The organism is Bacillus sp. 22446 (assembly GCF_052044955.1).
Classification (GTDB): Bacteria; Bacillota; Bacilli; order Bacillales; family Bacillaceae; genus Bacillus; species Bacillus altitudinis.
The window spans coordinates 287,811-314,187 of sequence record NZ_JBQEOD010000004.1; the positions used below are offsets into that span (position 1 = coordinate 287,811).

At 34.0% G+C, this 26,377-nt stretch carries 35 protein-coding genes and 2 pseudogenes; 24 read left to right on the forward strand and 13 right to left on the reverse strand.

Translation table 11 applies throughout. The annotated features are described in order from the left end of the window. The first annotated feature begins 174 nt into the window (after window positions 1–174). Together ACTJJD_RS11285 and ACTJJD_RS11290 are read left to right on the forward strand one after the other, a co-directional pair. Window positions 175–435 (forward strand): hypothetical protein, encoded by a 261-nt coding sequence (locus tag ACTJJD_RS11285; protein ID WP_243825137.1) that lies wholly within the window; start codon window positions 175–177, stop codon window positions 433–435. Between the two features lie 40 nt (window positions 436–475). Continuing rightward, window positions 476–1,801: an RES family NAD+ phosphorylase gene (locus ACTJJD_RS11290; protein ID WP_440608397.1), complete on the forward strand. Its 1,326-nt coding sequence runs from the start codon at window positions 476–478 to the stop codon at window positions 1,799–1,801. Window positions 1,802–2,057: 256 nt separating this feature from the next. On the opposite strand, the gene ACTJJD_RS11295 is transcribed toward ACTJJD_RS11290, so the two are convergent. Then, on the reverse strand, window positions 2,058–2,321 hold the full coding sequence (locus ACTJJD_RS11295) for a hypothetical protein (RefSeq protein WP_440608398.1): 264 nt from the start codon (window positions 2,319–2,321) through the stop codon (window positions 2,058–2,060). Between the two features lie 148 nt (window positions 2,322–2,469). Beyond that, window positions 2,470–2,640 (reverse strand): hypothetical protein, encoded by a 171-nt coding sequence (locus ACTJJD_RS11300; RefSeq protein WP_234710333.1) that lies wholly within the window; start codon window positions 2,638–2,640, stop codon window positions 2,470–2,472. Between the two features lie 94 nt (window positions 2,641–2,734). On the opposite strand from ACTJJD_RS11300, the gene ACTJJD_RS11305 reads away from it, so the two are divergent. Then, on the forward strand, window positions 2,735–3,343 hold the full coding sequence (locus ACTJJD_RS11305) for a hypothetical protein (protein WP_440608399.1): 609 nt from the start codon (window positions 2,735–2,737) through the stop codon (window positions 3,341–3,343). 53 nt (window positions 3,344–3,396) lie between these two features. Here the strand turns inward: ACTJJD_RS11305 and ACTJJD_RS11310 are convergent, their stop codons facing one another. From ACTJJD_RS11310 to ACTJJD_RS11320, 3 genes are all read right to left on the reverse strand, one after another. Continuing rightward, window positions 3,397–3,525, reverse strand: a complete 129-nt coding sequence (locus ACTJJD_RS11310) for a hypothetical protein (protein WP_279577575.1) — start codon at window positions 3,523–3,525, stop codon at window positions 3,397–3,399. 6 nt (window positions 3,526–3,531) lie between these two features. After that, entirely contained in the window at window positions 3,532–3,663 is a 132-nt protein-coding gene (locus ACTJJD_RS11315) for a hypothetical protein (protein WP_440608400.1), read from the reverse strand. Window positions 3,664–3,725: 62 nt separating this feature from the next. After that, window positions 3,726–4,055 (reverse strand): helix-turn-helix domain-containing protein, encoded by a 330-nt coding sequence (locus ACTJJD_RS11320; RefSeq protein ID WP_440608401.1) that lies wholly within the window; start codon window positions 4,053–4,055, stop codon window positions 3,726–3,728. 200 nt (window positions 4,056–4,255) lie between these two features. Here ACTJJD_RS11320 and ACTJJD_RS11325 point away from each other — a divergent pair, with 200 nt between their 5' ends. From ACTJJD_RS11325 to ACTJJD_RS11345, 5 genes are all read left to right on the forward strand, one after another. Then, the gene (locus tag ACTJJD_RS11325; RefSeq protein ID WP_440608402.1) at window positions 4,256–4,612 is read left to right on the forward strand and encodes a hypothetical protein; all 357 of its coding nucleotides are present in this window, start codon (window positions 4,256–4,258) and stop codon (window positions 4,610–4,612) included. Between the two features lie 2 nt (window positions 4,613–4,614). Further along, window positions 4,615–4,794, forward strand: coding sequence for a hypothetical protein (locus tag ACTJJD_RS11330; protein ID WP_440608403.1), 180 nt, complete (start codon window positions 4,615–4,617; stop codon window positions 4,792–4,794). 860 nt (window positions 4,795–5,654) lie between these two features. Further along, window positions 5,655–6,197 (forward strand): hypothetical protein, encoded by a 543-nt coding sequence (locus tag ACTJJD_RS11335; RefSeq protein WP_440608404.1) that lies wholly within the window; start codon window positions 5,655–5,657, stop codon window positions 6,195–6,197. 106 nt (window positions 6,198–6,303) lie between these two features. Further along, window positions 6,304–6,843: a superinfection exclusion B family protein gene (locus tag ACTJJD_RS11340; protein ID WP_440608405.1), complete on the forward strand. Its 540-nt coding sequence runs from the start codon at window positions 6,304–6,306 to the stop codon at window positions 6,841–6,843. Window positions 6,844–6,861: 18 nt separating this feature from the next. Beyond that, window positions 6,862–7,086, forward strand: a complete 225-nt coding sequence (locus ACTJJD_RS11345; RefSeq protein WP_106065106.1) for a hypothetical protein — start codon at window positions 6,862–6,864, stop codon at window positions 7,084–7,086. A 366-nt stretch (window positions 7,087–7,452) separates the two neighbouring features. Here ACTJJD_RS11345 and ACTJJD_RS11350 read toward each other — a convergent pair whose 3' ends face one another. Continuing rightward, window positions 7,453–7,788: a tyrosine-type recombinase/integrase gene (locus tag ACTJJD_RS11350; RefSeq protein WP_440608406.1), complete on the reverse strand. Its 336-nt coding sequence runs from the start codon at window positions 7,786–7,788 to the stop codon at window positions 7,453–7,455. A 388-nt stretch (window positions 7,789–8,176) separates the two neighbouring features. On the opposite strand from ACTJJD_RS11350, the gene ACTJJD_RS11355 reads away from it, so the two are divergent. From ACTJJD_RS11355 to ACTJJD_RS11385, 7 genes and pseudogenes are all read left to right on the forward strand, one after another. Next, on the forward strand, window positions 8,177–8,887 hold the full coding sequence (locus ACTJJD_RS11355) for a hypothetical protein (protein ID WP_144684637.1): 711 nt from the start codon (window positions 8,177–8,179) through the stop codon (window positions 8,885–8,887). A 155-nt stretch (window positions 8,888–9,042) separates the two neighbouring features. After that, on the forward strand, window positions 9,043–9,498 hold the full coding sequence (locus ACTJJD_RS11360; protein WP_035700350.1) for a hypothetical protein: 456 nt from the start codon (window positions 9,043–9,045) through the stop codon (window positions 9,496–9,498). Between the two features lie 155 nt (window positions 9,499–9,653). Beyond that, window positions 9,654–10,157 (forward strand): hypothetical protein, encoded by a 504-nt coding sequence (locus tag ACTJJD_RS11365; RefSeq protein WP_035700353.1) that lies wholly within the window; start codon window positions 9,654–9,656, stop codon window positions 10,155–10,157. Between the two features lie 73 nt (window positions 10,158–10,230). Beyond that, window positions 10,231–10,632 carry a hypothetical protein gene (locus ACTJJD_RS11370; protein ID WP_440608407.1) on the forward strand — a complete coding sequence of 134 codons (402 nt, stop codon included), beginning with the start codon at window positions 10,231–10,233 and terminating at the stop codon, window positions 10,630–10,632. Between the two features lie 115 nt (window positions 10,633–10,747). Further along, window positions 10,748–10,915: a hypothetical protein gene (locus tag ACTJJD_RS11375; protein WP_165378828.1), complete on the forward strand. Its 168-nt coding sequence runs from the start codon at window positions 10,748–10,750 to the stop codon at window positions 10,913–10,915. Window positions 10,916–10,963: 48 nt separating this feature from the next. Further along, window positions 10,964–11,596, forward strand: a complete 633-nt coding sequence (gene terS / locus ACTJJD_RS11380; RefSeq protein WP_440608408.1) for a phage terminase small subunit — start codon at window positions 10,964–10,966, stop codon at window positions 11,594–11,596. Next, window positions 11,565–12,410 (forward strand): annotated as a pseudogene (locus tag ACTJJD_RS11385) (PBSX family phage terminase large subunit); the annotation flags it as partial. The gene terS and the pseudogene ACTJJD_RS11385, both read left to right, overlap by 32 nt. Window positions 12,411–12,578: 168 nt before the next feature. On the opposite strand, the gene ACTJJD_RS11390 reads toward ACTJJD_RS11385, so the two are convergent. Both ACTJJD_RS11390 and ACTJJD_RS11395 read right to left on the reverse strand, forming a co-directional pair. Further along, window positions 12,579–12,902 (reverse strand): hypothetical protein, encoded by a 324-nt coding sequence (locus tag ACTJJD_RS11390; protein WP_056704933.1) that lies wholly within the window; start codon window positions 12,900–12,902, stop codon window positions 12,579–12,581. 21 nt (window positions 12,903–12,923) lie between these two features. Continuing rightward, window positions 12,924–13,469, reverse strand: a complete 546-nt coding sequence (locus ACTJJD_RS11395; protein ID WP_440608409.1) for a hypothetical protein — start codon at window positions 13,467–13,469, stop codon at window positions 12,924–12,926. A 986-nt stretch (window positions 13,470–14,455) separates the two neighbouring features. On the opposite strand from ACTJJD_RS11395, the gene ACTJJD_RS11400 reads away from it, so the two are divergent. Continuing rightward, the gene (locus tag ACTJJD_RS11400; RefSeq protein ID WP_440608410.1) at window positions 14,456–14,677 is read left to right on the forward strand and encodes a hypothetical protein; all 222 of its coding nucleotides are present in this window, start codon (window positions 14,456–14,458) and stop codon (window positions 14,675–14,677) included. A gap of 136 nt (window positions 14,678–14,813) precedes the next feature. After that, window positions 14,814–15,038, forward strand: a complete 225-nt coding sequence (locus ACTJJD_RS11405; protein ID WP_440608411.1) for a hypothetical protein — start codon at window positions 14,814–14,816, stop codon at window positions 15,036–15,038. 431 nt (window positions 15,039–15,469) lie between these two features. Here the strand turns inward: ACTJJD_RS11405 and ACTJJD_RS11410 are convergent, their stop codons facing one another. From ACTJJD_RS11410 to ACTJJD_RS11430, 5 genes are all read right to left on the reverse strand, one after another. Beyond that, on the reverse strand, window positions 15,470–16,414 hold the full coding sequence (locus ACTJJD_RS11410; protein ID WP_440608412.1) for an acetyl-CoA carboxylase carboxyltransferase subunit alpha: 945 nt from the start codon (window positions 16,412–16,414) through the stop codon (window positions 15,470–15,472). A gap of 32 nt (window positions 16,415–16,446) precedes the next feature. Next, window positions 16,447–16,893: a MarR family winged helix-turn-helix transcriptional regulator gene (locus ACTJJD_RS11415; protein WP_008348375.1), complete on the reverse strand. Its 447-nt coding sequence runs from the start codon at window positions 16,891–16,893 to the stop codon at window positions 16,447–16,449. Between the two features lie 780 nt (window positions 16,894–17,673). Further along, complete coding sequence (locus ACTJJD_RS11420) at window positions 17,674–17,880, reverse strand: hypothetical protein (RefSeq protein ID WP_017359639.1); 207 nt, start codon at window positions 17,878–17,880, stop codon at window positions 17,674–17,676. 523 nt (window positions 17,881–18,403) lie between these two features. Next, complete coding sequence (locus tag ACTJJD_RS11425) at window positions 18,404–19,627, reverse strand: CynX/NimT family MFS transporter (RefSeq protein WP_440608413.1); 1,224 nt, start codon at window positions 19,625–19,627, stop codon at window positions 18,404–18,406. Window positions 19,628–19,714: 87 nt separating this feature from the next. Further along, entirely contained in the window at window positions 19,715–20,512 is a 798-nt protein-coding gene (locus ACTJJD_RS11430; protein WP_017359637.1) for a dihydrodipicolinate synthase family protein, read from the reverse strand. Window positions 20,513–20,802: 290 nt separating this feature from the next. Between ACTJJD_RS11430 and ACTJJD_RS11435 the strand changes: the two genes are divergently transcribed. The 7 genes and pseudogenes from ACTJJD_RS11435 to ACTJJD_RS11465 all read left to right on the forward strand — a co-directional run bounded on the left by ACTJJD_RS11435 (window position 20,803) and on the right by ACTJJD_RS11465 (window position 25,990). Then, on the forward strand, window positions 20,803–21,717 hold the full coding sequence (locus tag ACTJJD_RS11435; RefSeq protein ID WP_440608414.1) for a LysR family transcriptional regulator: 915 nt from the start codon (window positions 20,803–20,805) through the stop codon (window positions 21,715–21,717). A gap of 115 nt (window positions 21,718–21,832) precedes the next feature. Next, window positions 21,833–22,663 (forward strand): sialate O-acetylesterase, encoded by an 831-nt coding sequence (locus tag ACTJJD_RS11440; protein WP_440608415.1) that lies wholly within the window; start codon window positions 21,833–21,835, stop codon window positions 22,661–22,663. A gap of 127 nt (window positions 22,664–22,790) precedes the next feature. After that, a pseudogene (locus tag ACTJJD_RS11445) lies at window positions 22,791–22,928 on the forward strand (CatA-like O-acetyltransferase); the annotation flags it as partial. A 226-nt stretch (window positions 22,929–23,154) separates the two neighbouring features. Beyond that, on the forward strand, window positions 23,155–24,273 hold the full coding sequence (locus ACTJJD_RS11450; RefSeq protein ID WP_440608416.1) for a tetratricopeptide repeat protein: 1,119 nt from the start codon (window positions 23,155–23,157) through the stop codon (window positions 24,271–24,273). Between the two features lie 4 nt (window positions 24,274–24,277). Further along, the gene (locus ACTJJD_RS11455; protein WP_440608417.1) at window positions 24,278–24,463 is read left to right on the forward strand and encodes a RapH phosphatase inhibitor; all 186 of its coding nucleotides are present in this window, start codon (window positions 24,278–24,280) and stop codon (window positions 24,461–24,463) included. Between the two features lie 479 nt (window positions 24,464–24,942). Next, a complete protein-coding gene (locus tag ACTJJD_RS11460; protein ID WP_440608418.1) occupies window positions 24,943–25,395 on the forward strand; it encodes a GNAT family N-acetyltransferase in 453 nt (150 codons plus the stop codon). Next, a complete protein-coding gene (locus tag ACTJJD_RS11465; RefSeq protein WP_096881299.1) occupies window positions 25,388–25,990 on the forward strand; it encodes a YczE/YyaS/YitT family protein in 603 nt (200 codons plus the stop codon). Before ACTJJD_RS11460 ends, ACTJJD_RS11465 begins: the two co-directional genes overlap by 8 nt. The last annotated feature ends 387 nt before the right edge of the window (window positions 25,991–26,377 follow it).

A 26,377-nucleotide genomic window follows, 5' to 3' on the forward strand; every position in this document is an offset into this window, starting at 1 on the left:
GACTGTATTCTATATGCCTTTTTTTGTTTGTTTTTTTCAAGATTTTGAGAGATAATTGGATAGGAAGGGTAGATAAAAATGGAATTAAAGTTGTTTTTTTGAAATTTTAACCAAATATGAGATATTTTATTAATATTGAAAAAAAGCTTTAAATACGGAAAAGAGGAGAACAGATTGAAAGACGAAATAATTCAAAAAATAGAAGAATTAAGAAGATCAGGTTCTAGTAAATCTTTTGCATTTCAGAACAACGGACATGAAATTGGATTCGATATTATAAAGTTATCTAATTATGAATTCATTATAATGGGTGGAAGCAATGCAATACCTATTCAGGGTTTTGGTAATAATTGTGAAACAGAAGTAATTTTTGAATTTTTATATTCAATTTTGAAAAAACTTAAATTAAATATAAATGATTGTAGGTTTATTTAAAATCATTCTTTTAAATTGAACTGAAAGCAGGTAGTCTTCAATGAAAAATCCTATCATAGAAACAGCTAAATTATTAAAAAAACAAATAGATTATGCGGAAAAATTAGATAGCGAAATAGTTTCTTTAGCTTTTAGTCTTTATTCTAAATTAGATATTAAACCTCAATATAAGAAAGTACCTGATAATAGTGAAGAAGTAGATATACAATTCTTTAATAATAAAGAGCGAATAGAGATTTTGATTAAATGGTCATTAGAAATTTATCCATTTGTCAAAATACTTGAGAATGAGTGCAAACTTCCTTTGGTTAAGGAGGGATCCCTAGGGGATATAGATGATTTATTAAAAAAAAGGTATGACAGTTTTTTAGAAGCATTAAAAAAAACGCCTCATGGACAAGCATTTGACAAAAAAAATATTTCTGTAATTGAAAAATTTGTAGGATTAATTCTCGACTGTATAAATGAAGAGTTAAAAGGTAACAGAGGTAACTCTTACATAATTTTTAAACAAGCAATGGAATATTTTGTTGGCGTTGTAGGTGATTTAAAAAGTTTCGAAATGTGGTTAGAAAGCTTACGCATTCCAAATACCTTGTTTCGTATTAGGGAGGATAAAAACAGTACATCATTTTCTCAAAAAGAAGATTTATTTCATATTCCATTTCAACACAGAGGAATAGTTGGATCAAATAGATATAGTGCATCTGGGAAACCATGTTTATACTTGGGGAGCTCCTTAGCAGTTTGTATGCATGAATTAAACAAACCATTAAATGAAAGTGTGAATATGTATGCCTCTGCATTTAAAATAAAGAAAAAAGACAGTATTAAGATACTGGAAATAGGAATATCTCCTTCTGTAATATCTGAATTCACTAAAGGTTTATTTGTATCTTTATATAAAGGAGAACCAACGTTTGGTTTTGATAAAATATTTTTGACATGGGTATTGAACGCTGCCTGTTCAATAAAGGTTGAGAATCCTCAGGATAATTATAAGCAAGAGTATATAATTCCTCAGCTTTTAACAGAGTGGATTAGTACCAGTACCGAATACGATGGCATTTGCTACATGTCTACAAAGGTTCATGATGTTGGGACTAATGATTATACCTTATATAAAAATTATGTATTTCCAACTAAAGAAAGAAAAACAAGTGGATATTGTCCTTATCTATGGAACTTATTCGATGTGTCGAAACCTAAAAATATCTCAGCTTATAAAGACCATATCAAGGGTTCCTCTTCAGGTGCTTGTTCAATAAACATTGATGAGTTTATATTTGATGTTGATGGAAAAAACATTCCATATAAAGAATGCGAATTAGGAAAAATGGAAGGGATACTTATAAAATCCTTTTGAGATTCTTACAATAGTTTGAATAAAAGAAGTATTTTGAAGAAAGTAGGGGAGGGATTAATATGAAAGTATCTTTAAAGGATGTTAGACCAGGAATGTGAGAAAAAAAACCTATAATTTTGGGGTTCTTTTTTATTTTTAGACTTTTTTATATTTGTACATTAGGTGTGAGGCGAAATCATAAAACTCTTTTGAAGCCATAACTTCTTTAAAGAATTTTACCACTTCTGGTGTTACCTGTGTAGTGATTCTATAGTTTTCAATCGATTCTTTTTTCTTCTTTGGTTTGTTTTCGTGTTGTTCGTTCATATTCATCACCCTCTTTAAACTCATATTCCATACGTGATTCTTCAATTATTATGCCTGCAATTTCTTTATAGAATTCTTCTTCTGTCAGTGTTCCATAAACTTGGGGGAATATTGCTATGGAGTAGGATTTTCCTGTAAAAGTTAATGTCTCTGTAGTATTCTTCTTGGAGTCTTCGAACACTTCTCTCCAATTTTCTCTAGTTGCTTTTAGCATTATGTAACTCCTCTAATTGAATTTCTAAAATTAATAATAAGAAGAATAGAAGAGAGGGTCTATATGTAAATGATGGTAATAAAAAACCACCTACACATGAATGTAAGTGGTCATTTGTACAACTACCTAAAAGTATACTTCAATCCCATTAAGTAGAGTCATTGTTTGCTCGTTTTCTAGAAACGATGTTTAAAACAAGCAACAATATAAATAATATGCCTCCAATTATACCTGTGATTACTTCATCTTTTGTAGCGAAGTTTACAATAGTGATGATTAAAATGGCTAATGCGCCTAATAAGGATAAATTATTTTTCATAAAAAAATCCCCTTTCTGAAACATATTGTACTATAGAAATATTTTTACATAAATGGTAAAATTATATCAATCTTGATATATTAGGAGGAATATAATGAGAAAACTAAGAAATTACATCTACATAATGGTGTCCGTCTTTTTATTTTCAATGGTTGCGCCAAGTTTTGCAAGTGCCATTGATACTAGTGATGCAGCTCCCACTAAAAATGAGCGTTTAGCTGACAGTGAGATGTTTAATCAAACCGAGAATGTCCTTAAATCAATTGAAAAAATCCCCAATGCTGTTTTAGATAAGGGGATAGAAGCTACTGCTGAATGGTTTGAGAAAGAAACAGGTTTGTTCGTGTCTATTTATTACAGAGAAGGGGAAGGCTTTTTGAAGTTTGGAGAACAAGACCCTAATGTTATTAGAACTTCTAATGTTGCAGGTTGCGTTACTGCAGTTGGCATTGCATTAGTAAACAATGCTTTTTCATTCACTAAAATTACTAAAATAAAGTCTGCTCTAAAGGCACTTGGTGGGACAACTAAAGCTGTAAAAAAGATAAAAAAGCACTATGATGAATACCGATACGGTGGTTTTTCAAGATACAAAGCTATGGATAAGGCTTTACATGATGCATCAAAAGGTTTGAATAAAGATGTTAAAGACGCTCTTCTAGACTTCTTTAGCTTGACAGGTATCGTAGCAAACTGTTTTTAAAGAAATTTATCTTAAAAGTATACTCAAACAAGCGAGAAATAACTCGCTTGTTTTTATTTTCCTTTATCTTCAATTCGTGTCAAAGAATCCTCAATCTTGCCTAAGTGTGTATAGACATCTTCAAAGCCTTCATGCAACTGATTACGCATCTCATTAAGTACATTAAGAATTTGTTCGGTCATTTCAATTCACCTCTGACCATAATACTGCTCAATTTCTTCCAGCTTGGTTACTGTGAATTTAATTTCTTTCACATCTTGTTTAATGGTTGATACGTCCGAAGCCAATTGTTCAATCAATTTGAATAATTTTTCTTCCATTTTGCTTACCTCTAATCTATTTGTATCACCATTGCAATTGTTTTGTTTAATAAAAGGCGAAGTTAACCCTTATCTTTTTTATTTAGGTGGTCTTTAATTATTTTTTCGAGTCCGTCAATTTGTTTTAGGGCATTCACTAGAATATCGTCCTTTTCGTCATCTTCAATATCTTGTCCATCAATTGCTGTGTAGCGGACGTCTTCGCCTCTGAGGAGATAGTCAGTTGTAACTTCAAAAAAATCTGCAATTTTAATCAATGTATCATAATCTGGTTGTCTATATCCTCTTTCATAATTCGCATAAGTTGCTCTATGAATACCTATTTTTTCTGCCATTTGCTCCTGGGTTAATTTTTTAGTTTTTCTAAGTTGGATCAAGCGAACTTCAAACATACAAACACCTCGTTTCAAATTCATTATAACGATTCGAATTGAAACAAACAATTACGATATATCAGAAACAAAAAACTTCTATATCAAAAAAAACGTTGACAATGTTTCTTATCGAATATAATATTGAATAAAATGATTACATTCGAAACTTTTCATCTATTTTGATTCGTTTTGAAACAAAATAAAAGTGAGGTAATTAAATGAACCATATCACAATCGTTCAAACCGAATTCAACACACAAGAAATCAACAATCTTTACTCAGCAATCATCGTTAAAGAAGGTTATGCAGTAGGGGAGCGTGATGGTCAGATTGTTTTAGCTGAAATCATTCAACGAACTGACGGTAACTACGATGAGGGAACAATCTGGTATATAGGAAGAAACGTTCCATATGTAGACTTAGAAACGCTTGCTGAGGTTGTTACACATCTGTTGAAGAAAATCACGCTTTGGGAAGTCTTAATCGATTTGAGGATATTAGAACCGAAAAATCAAGAAACTGAACTTGATTGCATTATCCTTGATCCAACTAAACCAATTACAAAGGGGAAATGAACATGTTAAACAATGTGAATCCAAACTGGAAGCTATCTGTAGGTCAAAGAGTACAAACGTTATACGGACTAGGAACAATCGAAGAATTACATAGCAATAATCAATATGGAGTAGCTGACGATGAATATAAGATGCTTGATGTTTATGATCGTGATGAGTTAGCTGTAGTGGGGTTAAATTAATGGGGAAGCTGTTTAGAAGGTTCATAGATGAGTTACTGTTTGTAACAATCATGAGCATAACAGGACTATTCCTACTGCTCATGATCGTCATTTCTAGCTGATTAGAAAAGTGTTGGCGCACTATCTAATCTGATTGGTTGGTACAAATCCCATGATACCAGCCCATTCTAACTTATTTTTTGTCTATATTCAATAGTTCGCATTGCGACCTCATTTAAACATAGGTCGTGGTTTTTGCGAGGTAAGTAAAGTTTACCTCATCTAACTAAATAGAATCAGTCTATACTCCTGGATCAAGGTGTTGTCTTTAGTGATGCCTATTTTAAGGGTAAGACTGTCGTGGAATGCGCTAACACACGTTAAACTTGAAAAGGTAGTGACTCAGCCGATGCGTTAAATGAGGATAGGATACCACTGTGCTTCCCTATTTGCACATGTATCTGAAAGGAGAAAGCTGCCATTAAGTGCTGTACGAAGGATGGGTGTATCGTTTCTGACGATGCAGGACAAGCCACAAGTAGGAGAGTCCATATATGGGCTTTACGAAACTGTTAGGGGCACTTGACACAGTAGGCTTGTTTGGGGAATAACCAACGGCAAATAGGGTGACACATACGGATACCATAAGCTTGATACACTATCAAGATGATCAGTCGCCTGTCTGAGTTTGTTTATTTTTTTTACAAGCAAATTCAGGCAGACAACTTGTTCAGCCGTTGTCCATTGCTTTCAACCTATCAAGCCAAAAAGTAAACGACAAGTCAAGACCAATAGTGAAAGAAAAAGCCTAGTATCTCTACTTATTCGAAAGGTAAATATTGTGATATTATGGAATTACTATGAGAAAAGGGGATTTGTAAATGACTACGGTGTTAGAGCAAAAAATAAACAATTTCACATGTGCTGTTAAGAAAGCTATTCAAGATGAAAATTGGTACGCTGCACTTGCGATAGCTTTAACCTTACCTGATATATGCGGTAAGCTTCAAAATCCTAGCTTAGGATCAACAAAAAGGTATATTGGTTTCTTTAATGATTTTCTTAAGCCTAAATATGTTCATAAAATAGGTGCTTTACAGAGAGAACATGAGTTTTTAAATGGAAATGATATGTATGCTCTAAGGTGTTCATTTTTGCATTCAGGAACTTTAGAGATTTCAAGTCAACGGATACAAGAAGTTTTAAACAAATTTGTTTTTTTGGCCCCTGATAAGGTTAATGGTCACATTGTTCATATGCATCAACTGGATAAAACACTACAATTGCAAATTGATATGTTCTGCTTAGAGGTAATTGATGGAGTTGAAATATGGATAAAGTCTTTTAAAAATGATGAAGAGATACAATCACGAGCAGATTCAATGATCGATATCATCGACTCTTCCAATGGGGTTAGTATTTAGTGATAATTGTTACTAATTATTACCCAGCTACAAAGAGCAAAATGATAAAATAGTAATGATTAGTATTAAGTGATTATATTAACTTTTGTAAGCAAAGGATGATTATATGAGCACCGAAAAAGAATCAAAAAGTGCGTCATGGGTTAACGACATAATTAAGATGAGTCCAAAATATCTTATTGCATTTATGCTATTTTCTGGAGTGAGTTTGCTTTTAGGTAAGAGTCAACTAGGAATAAGTCTGGGTTTGAAAGAATCAATCGATGAATATAAAGTTTATTTAGGTATTGTTTTTTTAGCGTCGAGTTGCTTCTTAATATCTCATTTTATTTATTGGTTATACTCCATTTTGAAATTTAAAATAGAAAACAAAGTACGCAACAAAGAAATGATTAATAGACTTAATAATTTAAATGACTATGAAAAACGAATATTGAGAACTTTTGTATTATATAATGAAAGATCGATTCAACTAGAAATTAATGATGGTACTGTTGCTGAGCTTGAACTTTTGAGAATTCTTTTTAGAAGTGCAAATATTAGCAGTGGTGGAATGATTTTTCCTTATAACTTAAATCCTGTAGCAAGGGATTATTTAACAAAGAATCAAAACCTTCTATCTGATCCAATAGAGCGTGCTTTCTAGAAAGGGGGTTGTCAGTAAATGCTCAAATCAAAGTTAGTTGTTTGGACGTTTATCATTGTGACTGGATTCTATATGCTGGTGAGTATATGGAACATTGCTGTATTTCCAGATAAGACATGGATAGATTATGCAGGACAGATTTTGATTGTCGTTTTTGGGAGTATGGTGAATGGTTTAATCGCTGCTTTTTTTATGTACGCAGCAGCTATGTTGGTGAAATATATTAATGGTGATAAAGCTTAAATTTGTAGACAGGGAGATGTTACCATATGAATTGATTGAGCATTTGAGTCACAGTGGTGTCACAAGAAATGTTTTTACTAATAAGAATCACTCAGTATAAGGTAGGAAACTAAATCGAATGAACCTTTATGTATCAAGGGTTAGGACGATTATTTAGAATGTGTTAGAACTAGTCAGAAAACGTGTCTCGTCCTTGACAGGGTAGAGGTCGCTGGTTCGAGCCCAGTCGGAATCATCGTTGAAACCCTTGTGTAGCAAGGGTTTTTTTGTTTTTATCTTTTCTCATAAAACAAAGATTTAGACTTGTGGGGCCATTCTTTCAAAAAAAGTTATGAAATTGATCAAATGGCCTAAAAATTATTTAAATTAATTTGCGGTTTCGCTCCGAGCTGTTTTAAATACATCGAATTTATCAGCTGTATCTTTATCAACTTTTTCTGTCACATGACTATAGGTATCAGAAAGTACCTTGAGGCTTTCATGACCAGTTCTTTTTTGTATGGCTTTCATTTGAGCTCCAGCTTCAATAAGAAGAGTAACCATTGTATGCCTTAGATCATGAAGTCTTATTTTTTTTATCTCAGCTTTCTTTCTGAACTTATCCCATCGAGCAGTTGGGGTTGTATAATAAAATGGTTTTCCACTTCCGTTGTGGAATAAGAATTCAAAAGTTCCACCTTCCCAATCTTCACCAACTTTCATTTTTTCTTTCCTCCACCACAAATAATAGTTCTGTAAATCTTCCATATACCATTCAGGCATTGAAACGAAACCGAAGCTGCTTTGTGCATTTCTAAACTATAGCGAAATTTTTTCTAAGATCCGTCATGCCTTCAAGGTACGGGAATAAACATATTATACTCTAAAATAAGAACTTGCGTTTGTTTTTTTAAAAGTATACTTAAGCTAGAGGCTTAGTTAAAACTCTGAATTTGAGATTTGTATATTTAATTCTATAAAAATATACAATTTTTGAGTAAAATGTATAAAGGTGATTATAGTCAACAATAATTATTAGCGTTCTCTTTTAAGCAAGTATTTAAATCGCAGCTTGATGAAACTATTTTATGATACTAGGGGTGTTTCTGTTTTGAGATATTTTAAAGATAAGATTAATCAAATTTTTAAAAAAATAAACTTTTACGTCGCAATGATAGGCATATTATTTATTATTATGATTATAACAATGCTTATCAATGTGCTTGTAGATAATACTTTGTCATATAATTTTTGGGTTTTCTCAATTTATTTATTAATGTATGCATTTATCATACAATCATTATTTAAAATTAACCCCGAATATTTGAAAGTACCTAAAAATATATATGAATGGTTAGATATTCCGATTCTTTATAATAAAGATCAATTTCTAAATGAAACTAAAAAAAAGAAAATTAATAAAGAAGATCTTATGGAAAATTTAGATTACTTTCGTAAACAACTCTTAACATATACTAAACATGACTTAACTAAACTAAGGATGCTCAAAGCATATGTAAGGGCTAAAAACAGTAAGGGAAATTTTGCAACAATTATGCAAACATTAATTGCATTAATTTCAGGTCCTTTATTTGTTTTTGTTATCAGACAAGAAGCTGTTATTAACTACTTTGGTAATCCTGAAGCTAATCCACTTATGAATAGTATTATGACTTATATATTTATAACCTTATTATTTGTGTTTGTTTTGATTAACATCATTTTTTTATTTTCAGGTAATAAAACCAGATTATCTTTTATAGAGGAAATGATTGAGGTTTGTATAAAAGATATCGAAGAAGAAAATAACAAATCAGCTTGATTTGTGTATTTTTGTATGGTTTCAAAGTATTTAGATAGTGTGACAGACATGATTGTTTGAAATAGTCCAAGACGGAGAGCCTGCGGACACTGATCAACACCTTTTAGTGGTGCTGATTGGTGTCCTTTTTTTATTTCTTAGAAAGGAGTGGCACCATGAATAAAAAACAGATTGAAGGACTCATTCACAATTATCACTGGATGACGAAAGAGGTTCAGCGACTCCAGCGTGTTTTATATGGCACCGACATTCCTATGCGCAGCTGGGGCGTTGCTCAATACGGCATCGAGGCAACCTTACCGAAAGGGAGCAAAGGAAAAAGTCAAGCTGAATTGCGTGACATGGATATGAGGGAAGAAAGATTGTTTAAACGTCTTCGTGAATTTGAAGAGCGTGTATATGCAATAGAGGCAGCAGCAAGTAAAATCGAAGGAGAAAAGAACCGTGTGGTCTATGACTGCATGATGGAAGGTATGAGTTATCGTGCCATTGGACTTCACTTGGGCCTGTCTCGTGAAAAGGTCCGTCAGATGAAAGATAATATCATCGACCAATTATGCCAATATTGCCACTTTGTGCACTTGTTGAAAGAGGAAAAATCCGTAGTGTAAAATGGAAGGCAGGACGGGGAGGCGTAATATTCACGTGTCACCACAAATTAATATATTTTCACTTGCCTTGCGAGCTTGGGATTCGTTCGACAAATTTCGTAGACTCCTCAACTTTATCAATCTTATCCGATAATGATATTGAGGAGTGAGTAGAGTTGGGTAAAAAAAAGAAACACGCAAAAAAAAATAAAATACGAAGTGAAAAAATAAAAAAAATAGATGATGAAATTTACTCAAAAAAGTTAATGGAGTTAGAAGATGTCATCTACACTTACCGAAATGAGGAATTACTTTCTTATTTTTTTGAAGAGTTTAAACAAGGTAAAGCAAAGAAAGATTATATAAAAAGTGTCTCATCACTCTCTGATTTAAACATTGAATGTCTAGAATTCGCAATAGCAAGATTTACTCAAATTGATAATAATTTATCTCCTGACAGAAGGTATCTAAATGTAATTATGCCTTTATTCGTAGCATTTCTTGTAATGCTTTCTAGATTAAGTGAAGTAATAAATTTTTTTGGTATTCTCCTTACAGGCGGTACGCTTTTTTATTTTCTATTTTTCCTTAATAAGGACAGAAAGAACAGAGGTTATGCAAATGCCATGTTAATAACATTTGAGCAAGTCCACGCTAGGAAACAGAAAGAAAAAGAGTGAATTTCGTTCGACAAATTATGCGAATAGTTCCATGTGTTCGCTTTCTGCCGATAAAAAGGTGGGAGGTGAAAAAATGGAATATGTTGAGATCTTTAAAAATCATTTTCAAAATTTCATAACGGACACAAATTATGACTATTATGAGATTATGGCTAAAGGAGTTTATGAATTTATTGAGGGAGATGAAATTAAATTTATTTATTCTAAATACCCCTTCAATATCAATAGTGCCGAACATTATTTCTTCTTAGAATCTGGTTTACTCATTGCCAAACAAAAAGAGGAACGATTCGCTTTGGATTTCTATAAGAGTAGGATTGTTAAAAAAAATCTTACTTTTAGTGGAAGAAGAGAAGCTAATTTGACTTTTACTTTTGAGAACGGTGAAAAGATTGAATTTGATTCAAAAGATTGTAATGAAGCTCATGAATTCAACTATGCTAAATCAATTAAAGAACTTTACAAACTAATTTAAGCACCCTTCGGGGTGTTTTTTGTAAACTGCTTCCGATAATTCTTTACACCAAGCATCGGCTTAAAGGTAGAGTGCGGCGGCAGTTTAGAGTGAACAAATTAAAGGAGTGAATGACATGACAACGGAACCGCCTTTAGGTGTTATTCCTAAGTGGTTACATGATGAACGTAGAACAGAAGATATAGCAGCAGCTATTGAACGAAGAATATCAGCAAGGTCAGAAATTACTCTTGAGTGGTTTGAAGAGTACAACAACCTCATCAAGCACCAAGTAAAAAAATAAAGATCCCGAAACAAACACGAATCAGAAGGAGGCAGAAGGTGAATGTAAATGGAATCGAAGCACATTCAGGCGGAGAAAGATTACGTCAAAGGTATGAAATACAAGGACCTTGCCGAGAAATACGGGGTGTCGATCAACACCATAAAATCATGGAAAAAGCGGCATGGTTGGGAAAGAAAAAAGGGTGGTCAACCCGGTAACGTTAATGCGTTAGGTAATAGCGGGGGAGCAGCACCAATAAGAAACCAAAACGCAAAGACGCATGGATTTCATTCAAAGCACATGCCAGCAGAAGCGTTTGAGATCATGCAGGACATTCAGGAGTTTTCACCTGTTGATTTACTTTGGGAACAAATACAAATCCAGTTCACAGCAATTGTGCGGGCACAGAAAATAATGTTCGTTGAAAGCAAAGACGAAATGATTAAAGAGCTGAAAAAAGCACGGTATGTTTTTCATGAGGGTGACCTTGAAGAAAAAGAAACTGAAGAAGAAGAATACGAATTTCAATTCGCTTGGGATCGTCATGCTACATTCCTAAACGCTCAATCTAGGGCAATGTCTGAGCTTAGGGGCTTAATAAAGCAATTCGACAACATAGCCCATGAGACAGACGAAAGCCGGCTTAAACTGGAGCAGATGCGTCGGTGTCATGTGGATAGAAGAGCTTGCAGAATTTAAGTCAGATGAGGAAGTAAGCACCATCATGAACTCCGTTCTACGTGAAGAACTAACACACAAAATAAAGACAGAGAACCCACGTAAACGAGCAGGGAAGTTTGATTATACGTTCTATTACACTTATAACCCGCCAAAGCGTAAGCAAAATTGGGTTAACAAGAAGTATGAAACGTCTTTCCCTGCCGATAACACATACATTCATCACTCAACATACCTAGACAACCCTCATCTATCAAAAGCGTTTATTAATGAGGCTGAAGAAACTAAAGCCAAAAACGAAAAGAAGTATAGTTGGGAATATCTTGGGGAAGCGATCGGAACTGGCGTTGTTCCATTCGATAACCTTCAAATCAAGAAAGGCAGCATAACTGATGATATGGTCCGCTCCTTTGATAATATACGTCAAGGCGTTGACTTTGGTTATGGTCCAGACCCGCTTGCTTTCGTCAGATGGCATTATGACAAGAAGCGAAGCAAAATATATGTACTTGATGAATTATATGATCACAAAGTTTCTAACAGAGAACTAGCAAAGTGGATTAAATCAAAAGGCTATGAAAGCAATGAGATTACAGCCGATAGCGCTGAACCAAAAAGTATAGCCGAGCTTAAAAAGGAACACGGCATTAGAAGGGTTTCAGGAGCAAAGAAAGGCCCTGACTCGGTTCAATATGGTGAGGAATGGCTTGGTGATTTAGATGAAATAGTCATTGATCCATTGAGAACACCAAATTTAGCCCGTGAATTTGAGAACATTGATTATCAAACAGATAAAGACGGCAACCCTAAACCACGTCTTGAGGATAAGATTAATTAATTTGTCTTTTTGGCCAATATCATCAACAACTACTTTGTAATCTTCAATCTATTCCAATTTCTTTTTTCTTTCATTCACTATAAACACCTCCATGTTCAAGTATTTCTAAAGAGAGGTGCCTATATGTAATTGATGGCAATAAAAAAGACCTTCAAACCAAGGCCATTAATTGAATTTCTTTTTTAATCCCTCCATCATATCTGCATCATAAAAAGATTGTAAAAGCTCATCCACATTGATTTTTTTATCCTTCTTGCTTAGAAATTGATTGATGATCTCTTCATATTCTTCTCTAGTATTTCCTTCAATATCTGAAAGGTTTAATTCTTCACCAAAGTGTCTAATGAACGCTGTCCTTGTTATATCATATGCCTTTTTGTTTTCTTCTTCACAGGTGCAAAATGCTCCTGAGAGAGTGATGAGGAATTGAACGTCTTCATCGTCTAAACCATTGGCTTTTTGGAACTGAATGAATTGATTTTGTGACATATATAGTCACCATCCTTTTATCTAAAGTATAAGTAAATCAGCAGTGAGAACGATGTTCTCAACAACAAGTCCGATTGTATCAGCTACACCTGAGTCTATATGTTTTTTAAGCTCTGCAGAAACAACCTTTCGAGCCCTACCAGCTGCATTTTTTGGAGTATCAATAATTTTTTCTAATTCTTTAATGATCTTGTTTGCATTTTTGACAGTACCATTTACAGCTTCCTTTCCAAAACGTTGCTGTAAAACCCATTTTGCCCAGTCGTTATTCACTAAGCCTTTAATTACATTGATTGCTGCTTTAATAGCCGCACCCTTAGGGCCATTTGTAGTAGCAAGTGGATCATTGTTAGCATTCTCAATAGCTTTAAATGCTTGAAGCAAGGCTTCTTGTTTTTCTAATGGTACATCTCTTAAAGCAAGTTGTTTTTGTAGCTCAGTAGGATTGAAAGTTACTGCCAAATCTTCTTTCTGTTCGATCTTTTCTGCTGCATATGAAGCTGTTGTGGGAATGAAAACTGCTGCTGATATGAGAACTAGCAACATCTTAACAAAAAACTTTTTCATTGGAATACTTCTTTTCTAATCATTTTTCAATAGTGAGGATATCACAGAAAGGAATTAATTTTACATAAATTAGAATAAATGGGCTTTAAATCACTGCTGTTTGTCTTTGTTTAATTCGATGAGTTACTAATTTCTTGCATCTTGAAAAGGGCATATTTACGCATGAAAAAACCATCTACACATCAATGTAAGTGGCTACTTGTCTATCTAATTTTTTATTTATTTGATTGAATTCATTCTTTACATCATCAATGAATTCAATAATATTGTATTCAATTTCTTTTTAGATGTAAGGTTAATAGATGAGTTACTATTTGTAACAATCATGAGCACATTAGGGCTATTCCTACTGCTCATGATCGTCATTTCTAGCTGATTAGAAAAGTGTTGGCGCACTATCTAATCTGATGGGTTGGTACGCGCCCATGATACCAGCCCATTCTAACTTAATTTAGTTTGTATTCAATAGGTCGTGCATTTTACGAGGCAAGTAAAGTTTACCTCACCTAACTAAATAGGATCAGTCTATACTCCTGGATCAAGGTGTTGTCTTTAGTGATGCCATTTTTAAGGATAAGACTGTCGTGGAATGCGCTAACACACGTTAAACTTAAAAGGGTAGTGACTCAGTCGATGGTAAATGAGGATAGGATACCACTATGCTTTCCTATTTGTACATGTATCTGAAAGGCGAAAGCTGCCATTAAGTGCTGAACGAAGGATGGGTGTATCGTTTCTGACGATGCAGGACAAGTCACAAGTATCAAAACTCAAACTGTTCGGGACACTTGACACAGTAGTGCAGTATTACAAAGGGAGTAGTTTTAACCTACAGTGGGGATTTCATAAATACCTACCGTCATTTAAAATGACATCAGCTTATGTCAAAACGCATATTTGCGTTCAGTCGTTTAAAACTATGATATTCTTTCCATTCAATCTAAATCCCCTGTATAATTAAGGGAAATTAATAAGGAGGATTAAAAGTGAAGGTTCTTAGATTTAAATATGAGAATAATAGATTTGAATTACACACAATGTTTATGGACGATATTTCAAGCATGAAAGATAATGATATTCAAAGAGATATGTTGTTTAAGAGTAAAAATATAGTTAAAGCTGCTTTGGGCTTTGAAGGATATTTGAAAGTAGAAAGCTTTTCAACTTATGAAGAAACCAATTCTGTATATTGCTCATATACGTTTTGAAAGGATAACAAGATAAGAATCGATTAGAACGTGAGTTAGATGAAGCTAAGAATATGGATCACGATGAATTAATTGAGGATTTATTATAAACCCATGTTATTTTAGAAGAAATTGGATATTGGGGGATTGTCAGCAAATGCTCAAATCAAAGTTAGTTGTTTGGACTTTTATCATTGTGACTGGATTCTATATGCTCATAAGTATATGGAACATTGCAATATTTCCAGATAAGACATGGACAGATTACGCAGGACAGATTTTGATTGTAGTTTTTGGAAGTATGGTGAATGGTTTAATCGCTGCATTCTTTATGTACGCAGCAGCTATGTTAGTGAAATATATTAATGGTGATAAAGCTTAAAACAGGTGTATAAAAAGGTAACATTTTTTTCGGTTTTAAAAAAATACGAAGGAACACCAGAGAATACAGGAGGGTAAGGAAAGCTTATGTATCAAGGCTGATAAGTGAATAGAGGATATCGGTGATAATCACAGGATTCTACATATCTACCTTGACAGGATAGAGGTCGCTGGTTCGAGCCCAGTCGGAATCATCGTTGAAACCCTTGCCTAGCAAGGGTTTTTTGTTTTTTTCTTTTGATTGGGGACGAATTGGGAACGAACTTTATCCATTAAATTGTTTCTCAGTATTTTTAGAATCAAAAAATCCCTTTTCCATACAGATCACACACTTTTAATAGTAACAGCATATCCAGTTTAAGAGGTTACTTACAAAATATTTAGAACTTTTTAGTAAGAATCCTCAGAAATGTAATACGGTTTTAAGTATTTTCATTTATAATTCTCTATTTGTCTATACTTTTCATATCGCTGTTGTATAAGCTCTTCCGAGGATAATCGTATCAATTTTTTAAGAGATGATTCGATTGCAGATTCAATCAATTTTGCCTGTGATTTGATATCATTTTGTGCTCCACCCTTAATTTCAGGAATGATTTCATCAATAATTCCTAAATGCTTTAAATCTTTTGCTGAAATTTTCATATGTTTAGCAGCTTCTGGAGCATACTTAGCATCCTTCCATAGGATAGATGCTGCTCCTTCTGGCGAAATGACCGAGTACCATGAATACTCTAACATATGGATATGGTTACCGACACTAATGCCAAGAGCTCCACCACTTGATGCCTCTCCAATTACAATACAAACAATTGGCACTTTAAGTGTAGCCATTTCAAATAGATTTCGAGCTATTGCTTCAGAAATTCCACGTTCTTCAGACCCTTTCCCTGGATAGGCGCCTATTGTATCAATAAATGTAATAATAGGGCGATTAAATTTATCAGCTTGTTTCATCAGTCTTAGCGCTTTTCTATATCCTTCTGGGTGTGACATTCCAAAATTTCTTTCTATATTTTCCTTTGTACTTCTCCCTCTTTGATGACCAATAACCGTAACGGGCATCCCTTTAAATTTTGCAATACCACCTATCATTGCTTTATCATCACCATATAATCGATCACCATGAAGTTCGAAAAAGTTTGTAAACAATAAAGGTATATAATCCAATGTCGTGGGCCGGTTACGTAGCCTTGCAATCTGAACTCGTTGAAAGGGTGTAAGATTAGAATAAATTTCATCTTGCATTTTATTTAAACGTTTTTCTAATTCTTGAATTTCTGATGATAAATCTACATTATGTTCTTTCATCATTTTCTTTAATTCATCAAATTTCTCTTTTAGTTCAATAATAGGACGTTCAAAATCCAAACTCATTTTATCCTCCAAAGGGTATGATTTACCTCACTCTAATCAAAAGACTTAGAAATAGAATCAATAAATAATTCAAAACCATCCACAACTATTTTTTGTTCTGATTCTGATAAATTATTGAGGATACGTTGATAAAATGTAAGGGATTGTTCTCTTAAGCGATTAACAGTAATGTGACCTTTTTCTGTGAGGTGCAGAAAAAGTTCTCTTCTGTTTTTTTCATTTACTTCACGATAAACAAGTCCCTTTTTTACTAACTTATCTACCAATCTACTTACAGTTGAAGTCTCTAATCTAAGTTTATTGGATAGTTGCCAAACAGTTAATTTTTCCATCTCTATTTCCTCTAACGCCATCATTTGAGAAGTTGGTAGAGGTTTTTCAAATGGTCCATTGGGCAAATTTTGAGATTCAAAAACCCCAGTTATTATAATCATTTTCTTAATATCTGATCTTAGTTTTAAGGCATCTTCTCTTTTCAAAAAGGTCACCCTCCTAAAATTCATGTATGATACATCAATTGTATTATACATGAATATGTTTTTTTCACAAGTTTAACGTAAGCCAATATTAAAATAAGAATTAGATATTTCTACTTGTTAAAATGGTATAAACCAATTTATTTTATTAATATAAATGAGAAGTAGTTGCCCAAGGTCTTTCAGTATGTAGAGCAGAAACAGTGTTTCGCTTATGCAGAAGCATGCTATATAGTATATGCAGATGAGCATGGGAAACAAGGTCGATTTGAAGAAGCTACGGCTGCTGATCAAAAGGTATTAGAAACACATCTCAAAACGTATAGGCAAAATGAAAACAGACCATGCAGGGTCTGTTTTTTTATGGGGACGGATTGGGTGCGAACCCTTTCAGTTTTCTTCAGGAGTGCACTTTTTTTATTAGAAAGGCTTAGCATAGAATCTTATTAAAACAGTCTTTTTAAGAGAACATCTGGAAGTTTCGGATAAGGTCATTCACCTTGACGGGGAGAGATCGCTGGTTCGAACCCAGTCGGATTCATATGAAAAGATGTTGATACAGAGCCATTCCTGAGATAGTCGAGAGTGGCTTTTGTATTTCTAAAACAAAAAAACATTAGTGAAATGAAAAACCACACTGTATTTTTCAGTGTGGTCAATTTAAGATACGACAGGTGAGCCATTTAACAATACAATAGTTTCATAGTGTGATTAAGATCATAAAACCGTATTTTGGTAACCTTATCTCTACTATTGAAGGGCTCATTATCGTGTTTTTCATAGCTACACCTTCGAAGAGTCATCAATCTTTCTTTTTTTGTAGTCTTTTATTAAGCTTGAAACAGTTAAACCAATTACAACAAAAGCTACTACATAAAATAAAATGTTTGTTACAGGTGTATCAATTTTTCCTAAAATCAATACAATAGCGATAATAGCGGCGGGTAAAGTAATTAACAAACTTTTTGATGCCTTATTTTCCTGTGTCACTAATCAAGTACCTCCTTATTGTTTCAGCATTGTGTTTTAGTTCATTTTAAAAAAAGAACAACATGATGGTTCTAGCAACCCACCATACTACATTTTCACTTCCATTCACTTTAAGAGCGCCTGTATAGTGTTCAAGAGTGATTAGAATGGTTTCGAATTTTGCTTCTGCAGAAGGTGTGAATAAAAAAAGTTCCTGAAACCGTGGATATTATTAAACCTTTTGAAAGTTTTTTTCATAATGAATATGTATGCATATTGGTTCTCCATCTCTAATGAATGTTATCATTTGTAAATAAATGAAGTAAATAGGTTATTTGTTATAGGGGTTGAACGGTCCTTGACAGGGGAGAGGTTGCAGGATCGAGTTTGGCCGGAATCATCATTAAAACCCTTGCTAAGCAAGGGTTTTTTGACAACAGATATTTGTTTTATTTTTTTGAAAAGGGACGAATTGGGGAAGAAGTTACTAACTCAAAACCTTTACGATGCATGTGTCATAAAAATTCTTAATGAATGTTGCTATTTATTTAGCAGAAGTAACATATACGTTCTTACCAGAATTCACACCAGTAATTAAAATAATGACTGAAATGAAGATTAGCATGAACAGAGGAACAGTCCAATGATAAGTCATGTCATGTAACCAGCCGAATAAAATAGGTCCTATCGCTGCTAATAGATAGCCTAAAGACTGTGCCATACCAGATAATTCTGCTGCTTCTTGTGTATCTTTGGTGCGTAAACTAAAAAACATCATGGCTAAGCTAAAGGCCATTCCAATGCCAATCCCAATCATTATCATCCACAGAGGTATAAGGAATGACACGCCAAATAAAATGCCCATTAAACCAACAACAAGCAAGAGAAATGAAATCCATACTAATATCTGTTGATTGCTAAAACGTCCAGCTAAAATAGGTACAATAAATGTAACAGGAAGCATTGAAAGTTGCATCAATGACAGCATCCATCCACCTTCATTAGCATTTAGCCCTTTAGTTTCAAGAATTTCAGATATCCATGAAATGACTGTGAAAAATACAAAGGACTGAGACCCCATAAACAATGTAACATTCCACGCTAGCTTAGAACGCCAAAGGCTGATAGGTCTTTTCTTATTCTCTTTTCGAAAAAAATCCAAAGATTCTTGGTTGTTCCTTAGTTTTGGTACCCAAAATATCATGGTAAGAAGAGTTAAGATTCCCCAGCAACCCAGGGAACCTGACCATCCGAAACCTAATGATGAAGAAATGGGGGCGCTAATCCCTGAACCAATAGCGCCAAATAAATTCATAGAAACAGCATATAGGCCTGTCATCAAACCTAATTTGTTTGCAAAATGATGTTTAATGAAGCTAGGTAATAAAACATTACAAATCGCAATTGAAGAACCGATTATGACGGTTCCTAAAAATAACGTGTCCACTCTACCAAAAGAACGTATTCCAATTCCAACTAATAATAATGCTATCGACATAAACAGTGTTAATTCCATACTCAAACGGCGAGTGATCTTGGGGGCAAAAGGAGAAAACAATGCGAATGTGAATAAAATGGCTGTAGGAATTGTACCAGCTAATGTGTTAGAGATACCAAGATGATCACGAATGGAAGACAATACTGGACCGACTGATGTAATTGGGGCCCTAAGATTTGCTGCAATTAGAATAACACCAACAACAGTTAATATCTTTTTATTTGTCTGCATACTCGATCTTTTCTTTTGCTCCGTTTGTGGAATACTCATGGCAGCTATAGACCCCTCCAAATCTTTTATAACGAATTGGGGCAAGCTGGATGAAACGATTCGAACCTGCTTGCAATGAATTAATAATTATCGAATGGGAGAACGACACCTACCTACCTTTATGCCTAAAGCATTGTAATGGTTTTTAATATTGACAATCGCATGTCCACGTGTCACCTCATCGATTAGTTGATTTATTTTTTGAAGATTCACAGGCTTATTTGCAACTAAGTCACTAAAAAATGTTTGAATCTCTTTTGGATAAACATTTCCTACCATACTAGAAAGCCCGTTACATCCGTTTAATATTTTTTCAGTGAGGTTTACGTCCCCTCCAGCGAACATGATAAAGTCATCTGGTAAAGTTGTATTTTTTAGGCGTCTAACATCACTCTCTTCTTTCATCCCAACCAAATGAGAGTGTTTTTGATTCATAAGAGTGTGAAATGAGTCAGCACTTAATTCAAACCCCGTGCGCAAAGGATTATTATAAAGAACAACATGTTTTGTGGTTTGCTCTAACAATTCATTCATGTAAGACATCGCTTGTTCCTGAGTTGGTAGGATATAAGGAGGAAATTGAATGAGAATCGAGTCGAAAACTGAATCCTCAAGATGTTCAATCAATTTTATTGCATTTTTTGTCGTTGTAGCTGATACACCAAACATTAGTTCAACATGTTTAAAGTCCTGCTGATTAAAAAAATCAATAATTTGTATCCTTTCTTCAATACTCATTGAATTTTGTTCACCTGTAGTTGCAGATACGAGTAGTGAATCAATACCATTTTCAGCTAAATACTCAACGATTGGTTTAAATCCATCCAAGTACAGACTTTCATCTTCATGAAAGGGGGTTGGAATCGCGACATTTAAATTCTTCACTTTGTTTTAACCTCCTACATTAAAATTTTTATCATTTATAAAAAATGTTGTTTGTTCTTGTTATATCGACTGACCTCCTTTACACGGTTTGAAGGATTTCTTTGTGCATGTAAGTCTAGCCTTCATGTAATAGTCTAGAACACTTATTTTTATAGAACAATTCAATTATTTGTATAATAACTATAGTTTGTACCTATGGTTTTATTTGTATAATAATGTATATTAGATGTTAATATTTAAAAATCATAAAGTTTGTACTTGTGAAAATTTCTAATGTAGGAGTCGGAAGAATGGAATTAAAACAATTAGAGTATTTTTATGCAATGTGTCAAGAACTGCATTTTACAAAAGCTGCAGAAAAGGTTGGAATATCTCAACCATCATTGAGTCAGCAAATCAAACTTTTAGAGCATGAAATTGGAACACCTTTGTTTGATCGTATTGGTAAGAAAACGACTCTTACTGAATCAGGAAAACTCCTATTAAAATATACTCGCAATATTTTTCACGAAATTGAACAAGCAAAAATATCGATTAATGAATTAAATGGGCTTCAAAGAGGATCAATCTCAATTGGGACATTGCTAACAGTAGAGAACTACCTTATTCCACCGGCATTATTTAAATTTCATCAGCAATATCCAGCTGTTAAAATTTCTGTACTAGGTCTCCGTACTGGGGATATTCAAAAACACTTAATAGAAAATAGAGTGGACTTAGGGATTGTGTTTTTACCAATGAAAGGGGATGAATTTGAAACAATCTCTTTATACACGGAAGATATGGCTTTTGCAGTACCTGTTAAACACCCCCTGGCACAAAGTGAAAAGTTGGGGTTAGAAGTATTAGAAGAAACTGCTTCAATTTTGTTTCCTGAGCAATTTTACATCAGACAGTTTATCAACAAGAGTTGTAAAGATATTGGTTTTCTACCCAATCCTATTTTTGAAGTAACAACTATGCAGTCATTAATTAATATGGTGGTAGATGGCATAGGGATAACGGTCTTACCAACTCCTTATCTTGAATATCTAAACGAACCTCGATTAAAGATTATTCCTATAAACAATGCTAATCTTATTAGAAGTGTAGGGGTCGTTTATAGGAAAGACAAACACCTAGGAGCGGCTATTCACATTTTCATTGATATATTAAAAGAGATTGCTTTTGGTTTGAATTATGTTTATGAGTCGAGAAAGAAGTAATCGTTTTTAAGGGAATTTCAAGAGATGATTGAAATTCTAGAAATCACAGCGCAAGGGTAAACTGATAACGTTCAGGTAAATACATTTTTGATAAAATATTTAGAGGGGGAAAGATATGAAGTCATTTTTACTAATTGGACAATCAAATATGGCGGGGCGAGGCTTCAAGCATGAAGTGCCACCAATTTATAATGAAAGAATCATGATGTTGCGAAATGGTAGATGGCAAATGATGACTGAACCCATCCATTTTGATAGACCGATAGCTGGCGTAGGACTAGCGGCTTCTTTTGCGGAGGCTTGGTGTAAAGATCATGAGAGAGAGAAGATTGGTCTTATCCCATGTGCCGAAGGTGGCAGTACCATTGATGAATGGTCACGAGATGGGGCATTATTTCGTCATGCAATAAATGAAGCTAAATTTGCAAGGGAAGATAGCGAATTGGCCGGAATATTATGGCATCAAGGAGAAAGTGACAGCCAAGATGGGAAATACAAAGAATACGATGAAAAAATACGAAGATTATTTCATGAGCTAAGAACTGAATTATCTGTACCTAACATTCCGCTTGTGATAGGTGGTTTGGGCGATTTCTTAGGAAAGACAGCATTTGGCGCAGGATGTGTGGAACATCAACTGATCAATGAGATACTACAAAAATATGCAAATCATCATGAAAATTGTTATTATGTTACTGCGAAAAGCCTTATACCTAATCCGGACGGAATTCACATCAATGCGATGTCCCAAAGAATATTTGGTATAAGATACTATGAAGCATTTCGAAAAACAGAACATATACATGAACCATTACCAAATGAACATGAGCTAGTGAATGACTGTCATAATAGAATGAATACCTCAGCGGAGAATACATATATAGCACTAGAAAAATTCACGTTGGGCAAGATGACTTATGAAGAGTTGCTGGAGGCTTTAACGTAGGCAAAGCTCATAGTAGTCTTTGAATAAACAGAAACATGATATATCTTGTGAAAGGATGATTGTGGTGGTAAAAACAGATAAAGCTTCCTCCTGAATACAAGCAATTACATTCAGGAGGAGATAAAAAATGTTTAAACAAATAGATGAAAATTATCCGAGAAAAGAGCACTTTCATCATTATATGACGGTAACCCGATGCACATATAGTCTGGTGATCGATCTAGACATCACGAAATTGTATGCAATATTAAAAGAAAAAAGGCTAGATTCAATGCAAATTACCTGAAGACAAAAGGTATTCTCATGGAAATCTAGAAGATGAAGGCAGACTGAAATGAGTTTGCCTTTTTGTTTTGTGAGGATAAAGACATGTGCCAAAGGTTTATTGATGTACAATGGTTCTTTTTGCGGTTTCTTTTCGGTGCCTTGTAAATTTCTGTATGTCATAATAAATGTAATATAAGGAAATATTGTAGAAGGGGAGTAAGGGGATGGAGAAAGTTCTTTCTTCACATGTTGGTGTGAAAATAAATGAATGGTATAAAATGATTCGTCAATTTAGTGTGCCAGATGCAGAGATTTTGAAAGCTGAGGTAGAACAAGAAATTGAACGAATGGAAGAAGACCAGGAGTTACTGATTTACTATCAATTGATGTGCTTTCGTCATCAGCTTATGCTTGATTATATTAAACCCTCAGAGCAGCGCTCTTTATCCATAGCAGACTTAGTAGATAAAATAGAAAACTCCAACCATAAATTGTCCGGCATGCTGCAGTATTACAACGCGTTTTTTCGTGGAATGTATGAGTTCAGTATAAAAGAATATGTACAGGCCATTCAGTATTACAAGATCGCTGAGCGGCAGCTCGCACTGGTTGTCGATGATATTGAGCAAGCGGAGTTTCACTTCAAGGTGGCTGAAGCCTACTATATTATGAAACAAACTCATGTTTCTATGCATCACATCATAAAGGCGCTTGAAATATACGATCAGTATGAGTTATACAAGATTAGAAAAGTTCAATGCTTATTTGTAATAGCAGGAAATTATGATGATTTTAAGCAGTATGAAAAATCATTAATACATCTGAATAAAGCCTATTCCATCGCTGAAGAAATAGCGGATAAAAGGTTGATTGCCAAGGCACTTTTAAATATAGGAAACAATTATGAAAAAAAACAAGATTATGCAAAGGCTATCCAATATTATCAAGAGTCTCTTGAAATATCAGAAGATGGTGTGGACGATGTAAAATCGGTCATATATGTTAACCTCTGTTGGGCACTATATAAGACAGGAGAAAATGATGAAGCATCCAAATTAGTGGATAAAGCTTTGGAACTTGTATCTCATAAAGAGAACCCGCACGAAATTTTATTAATACGTTCTATAAGAACAACATATGAAAGTAATGATGAGGAAGAGATTCAAGCTATGCTACAGGCATTTGAAGAAAAGCAGTTGTTTGTTTTCGTAGAAGAATTCACTAAAAACCTTGCAGTGATTCATGAAAAAAGAGGAAAGTTTGAGAAAGCAACAGAATATTACAGGAAGGCATTTCAAGCCCAACATAATATTCAAAAAGGAGAGTGTCTTTATGAGTGTTAAAAAAATGATTGTTATAAGCTCTATTATCCTTCTAGGTGCAGGTGTATATGAAGCATCTAGCTTGATTAAACCAGCATCAAATCGGAATACAACAATGGAGGAGTCGAATAGAAATACAACTTTCATTCCACAAAAAATCGATCGAAACACGACAATGATCAATCGAAATACAATTTCTCAAAATGTATAGGCAAAATTAAAACAGACCATGCAGGGTCTGTTTTTTTATGGGGACAGATTGGGGACGAACCTTTTCAGTTTTCTTCAGAAATGCACATTTTTTATCAGAAAGGCTCATCATAGAACCTTATTAAATCAGTCTTTTTCAGGGAAGAACAAAGTAAAACCCCTGACTTTTATGGCTAGGGGATTTTTTCTGAGAACTTTCTTCAAATGTTAATCACAAAAAAACAAAGGCACCAAAAGTGAGAAGTGTAACGCCAAGAGATACCAAACTGATAAGTGGCGTAATAGTTCGCATTAATTCCGCTTCGACATTCACTACTAAAACCAGCTTTCTCAATTTCTTTCTCTTGCAAAATGCCCACTATCTTAAAAAAACCTGCATTTTTGTTGTAATTGCAATAAAAATATTTTATTCTTACTAGTATAAGACCATATAAATGCTTCACCTGGTTCAGACTAATATCAGAAAAGGATTGATAAACAATGCATATAAAAAAAATAACAACTGAAAATGATTTACAAGTTGCTCTTAATATTAGAAAGTCGGTCTTTATTGATGAACAGCAAGTACCTGAGTCTGAAGAATTTGATCAATTTGACACTCTTCAGGATCAATGTCAGCATGTCTTAGTATGCCATGAGAATGAACCTGTCGGCACAGGTCGGGTGCGTATTGTGGATGGTACAGGTAAATTGGAACGAATTTGCATCCTAAAACCTTATCGTCAGTACGGTTTAGGCAAAATGATTATCAGAGAACTGGAAAAAATCATGCAAGAAAAAGGAATTGCAAAGATAAAGCTGCATGGACAAACACAAGCAGAAGGTTTTTATAAAAAACTTGGTTTTCAAACTGCTTCAGATGAATTTATGGAAGACGGAATTCCGCACGTTTTAATGATAAAAAAATTATCTTTAAGTAGAGATCATGTCTAATAAAACGAAGTATGTTTATTACGGATTAGGTGTACTTGTATTAAGTTTAGGAATTTCATTAACAATACAATCAGGACTAGGTGCTTCTCCATTTGATGCCCTTTTAGTTGGCCTTTCCAACGAATTTGGTCTTACCGTAGGGAGCTGGGAGGTCTTAATTTCTATCATCATCTTAATTTGCAATTCTATATTAGTGAGAAAAAAACCTGTTTTTTTAGGTTTGATTACAGCGTTCGTGACTGGAATCGGTATTGATCTGTGGTTACTCCTCATCAAATATGTCATTGATACAAACACGTGGTTTAGCAAACTGACTTGCTTCGGAGCTGGTTTGATATTCATTGGTCTTGGAACAGCCGTATATCTTCAAACAAAATTCGCATCAACGCCAATTGATCATTTAACACTCATTCTTCGAGATATTTCAAAAAGAACCATCGCATTTTCGAGAACAATATTATATGCAATTTTCTTAATATTAGCTTTTATATGTAAAGGACCTATTGGTGCTGGTACCATATTAACGATTTGTTTCGGAGGCATCATTCTTCACTTTTTCATGCCTATTGTTAACCGTCGGTTATTATCAAATTGATGATTTGGCTGGGTACGATAAATCAATGAAAAAGCTTCTGCAGCAGTAAGGGTAGAAGTGAATAGAGGATATCACTCAAAATGACAAATTCTATATTGACAGTGGAGAAATATATATGTCACTAGAACCCTTCACGTTAGGGGAAATTACTTACGAAGAGTTGCTGAACTTTTTATTGTAGGCTAAGCTTATGGTAGCTTTTGAATGAAAATGTGATAAATCACAGACCGTATTGGATAGAAACATAACCGATCTGTTGAAAGGATGATCGTGGTGGTAAAAACAGATAAAGCTTCCTCCTGAATACAAGAAATTACATTCAGGAGGAGATAAAAAATGTTTAAACAAATAGATGAAAATTATCCGAGAAAAGAGCACTTTCATCAT

Excerpts from the sequence above, each read along its gene's own strand:
- ACTJJD_RS11290 (WP_440608397.1), top strand. The coding sequence starts at position 476 with ATGAAAAATCCTATCATAGAAACAGCTAAATTATTAAAAAAACAAATA.
- ACTJJD_RS11295 (WP_440608398.1), bottom strand. The coding sequence starts at position 2,321 with ATGCTAAAAGCAACTAGAGAAAATTGGAGAGAAGTGTTCGAAGACTCC.
- ACTJJD_RS11300 (WP_234710333.1), bottom strand. The coding sequence starts at position 2,640 with ATGAAAAATAATTTATCCTTATTAGGCGCATTAGCCATTTTAATCATC.
- ACTJJD_RS11305 (WP_440608399.1), top strand. The coding sequence starts at position 2,735 with ATGAGAAAACTAAGAAATTACATCTACATAATGGTGTCCGTCTTTTTA.
- ACTJJD_RS11310 (WP_279577575.1), bottom strand. The coding sequence starts at position 3,525 with ATGACCGAACAAATTCTTAATGTACTTAATGAGATGCGTAATCAGTTG.
- ACTJJD_RS11315 (WP_440608400.1), bottom strand. The coding sequence starts at position 3,663 with ATGGAAGAAAAATTATTCAAATTGATTGAACAATTGGCTTCGGACGTA.
- ACTJJD_RS11320 (WP_440608401.1), bottom strand. The coding sequence starts at position 4,055 with ATGTTTGAAGTTCGCTTGATCCAACTTAGAAAAACTAAAAAATTAACC.
- ACTJJD_RS11325 (WP_440608402.1), top strand. The coding sequence starts at position 4,256 with ATGAACCATATCACAATCGTTCAAACCGAATTCAACACACAAGAAATC.
- ACTJJD_RS11330 (WP_440608403.1), top strand. The coding sequence starts at position 4,615 with ATGTTAAACAATGTGAATCCAAACTGGAAGCTATCTGTAGGTCAAAGA.
- ACTJJD_RS11335 (WP_440608404.1), top strand. The coding sequence starts at position 5,655 with ATGACTACGGTGTTAGAGCAAAAAATAAACAATTTCACATGTGCTGTT.
- ACTJJD_RS11340 (WP_440608405.1), top strand. The coding sequence starts at position 6,304 with ATGAGCACCGAAAAAGAATCAAAAAGTGCGTCATGGGTTAACGACATA.
- ACTJJD_RS11345 (WP_106065106.1), top strand. The coding sequence starts at position 6,862 with ATGCTCAAATCAAAGTTAGTTGTTTGGACGTTTATCATTGTGACTGGA.
- ACTJJD_RS11350 (WP_440608406.1), bottom strand. The coding sequence starts at position 7,788 with ATGAAAGTTGGTGAAGATTGGGAAGGTGGAACTTTTGAATTCTTATTC.
- ACTJJD_RS11360 (WP_035700350.1), top strand. The coding sequence starts at position 9,043 with ATGAATAAAAAACAGATTGAAGGACTCATTCACAATTATCACTGGATG.
- ACTJJD_RS11370 (WP_440608407.1), top strand. The coding sequence starts at position 10,231 with ATGGAATATGTTGAGATCTTTAAAAATCATTTTCAAAATTTCATAACG.
- ACTJJD_RS11375 (WP_165378828.1), top strand. The coding sequence starts at position 10,748 with ATGACAACGGAACCGCCTTTAGGTGTTATTCCTAAGTGGTTACATGAT.
- terS (WP_440608408.1), top strand. The coding sequence starts at position 10,964 with ATGGAATCGAAGCACATTCAGGCGGAGAAAGATTACGTCAAAGGTATG.
- ACTJJD_RS11390 (WP_056704933.1), bottom strand. The coding sequence starts at position 12,902 with ATGTCACAAAATCAATTCATTCAGTTCCAAAAAGCCAATGGTTTAGAC.
- ACTJJD_RS11395 (WP_440608409.1), bottom strand. The coding sequence starts at position 13,469 with ATGAAAAAGTTTTTTGTTAAGATGTTGCTAGTTCTCATATCAGCAGCA.
- ACTJJD_RS11405 (WP_440608411.1), top strand. The coding sequence starts at position 14,814 with ATGCTCAAATCAAAGTTAGTTGTTTGGACTTTTATCATTGTGACTGGA.
- ACTJJD_RS11410 (WP_440608412.1), bottom strand. The coding sequence starts at position 16,414 with ATGAGTTTGGATTTTGAACGTCCTATTATTGAACTAAAAGAGAAATTT.
- ACTJJD_RS11425 (WP_440608413.1), bottom strand. The coding sequence starts at position 19,627 with ATGAGTATTCCACAAACGGAGCAAAAGAAAAGATCGAGTATGCAGACA.
- ACTJJD_RS11435 (WP_440608414.1), top strand. The coding sequence starts at position 20,803 with ATGGAATTAAAACAATTAGAGTATTTTTATGCAATGTGTCAAGAACTG.
- ACTJJD_RS11440 (WP_440608415.1), top strand. The coding sequence starts at position 21,833 with ATGAAGTCATTTTTACTAATTGGACAATCAAATATGGCGGGGCGAGGC.
- ACTJJD_RS11450 (WP_440608416.1), top strand. The coding sequence starts at position 23,155 with ATGGAGAAAGTTCTTTCTTCACATGTTGGTGTGAAAATAAATGAATGG.
- ACTJJD_RS11455 (WP_440608417.1), top strand. The coding sequence starts at position 24,278 with ATGATTGTTATAAGCTCTATTATCCTTCTAGGTGCAGGTGTATATGAA.
- ACTJJD_RS11460 (WP_440608418.1), top strand. The coding sequence starts at position 24,943 with ATGCATATAAAAAAAATAACAACTGAAAATGATTTACAAGTTGCTCTT.
- ACTJJD_RS11465 (WP_096881299.1), top strand. The coding sequence starts at position 25,388 with ATGTCTAATAAAACGAAGTATGTTTATTACGGATTAGGTGTACTTGTA.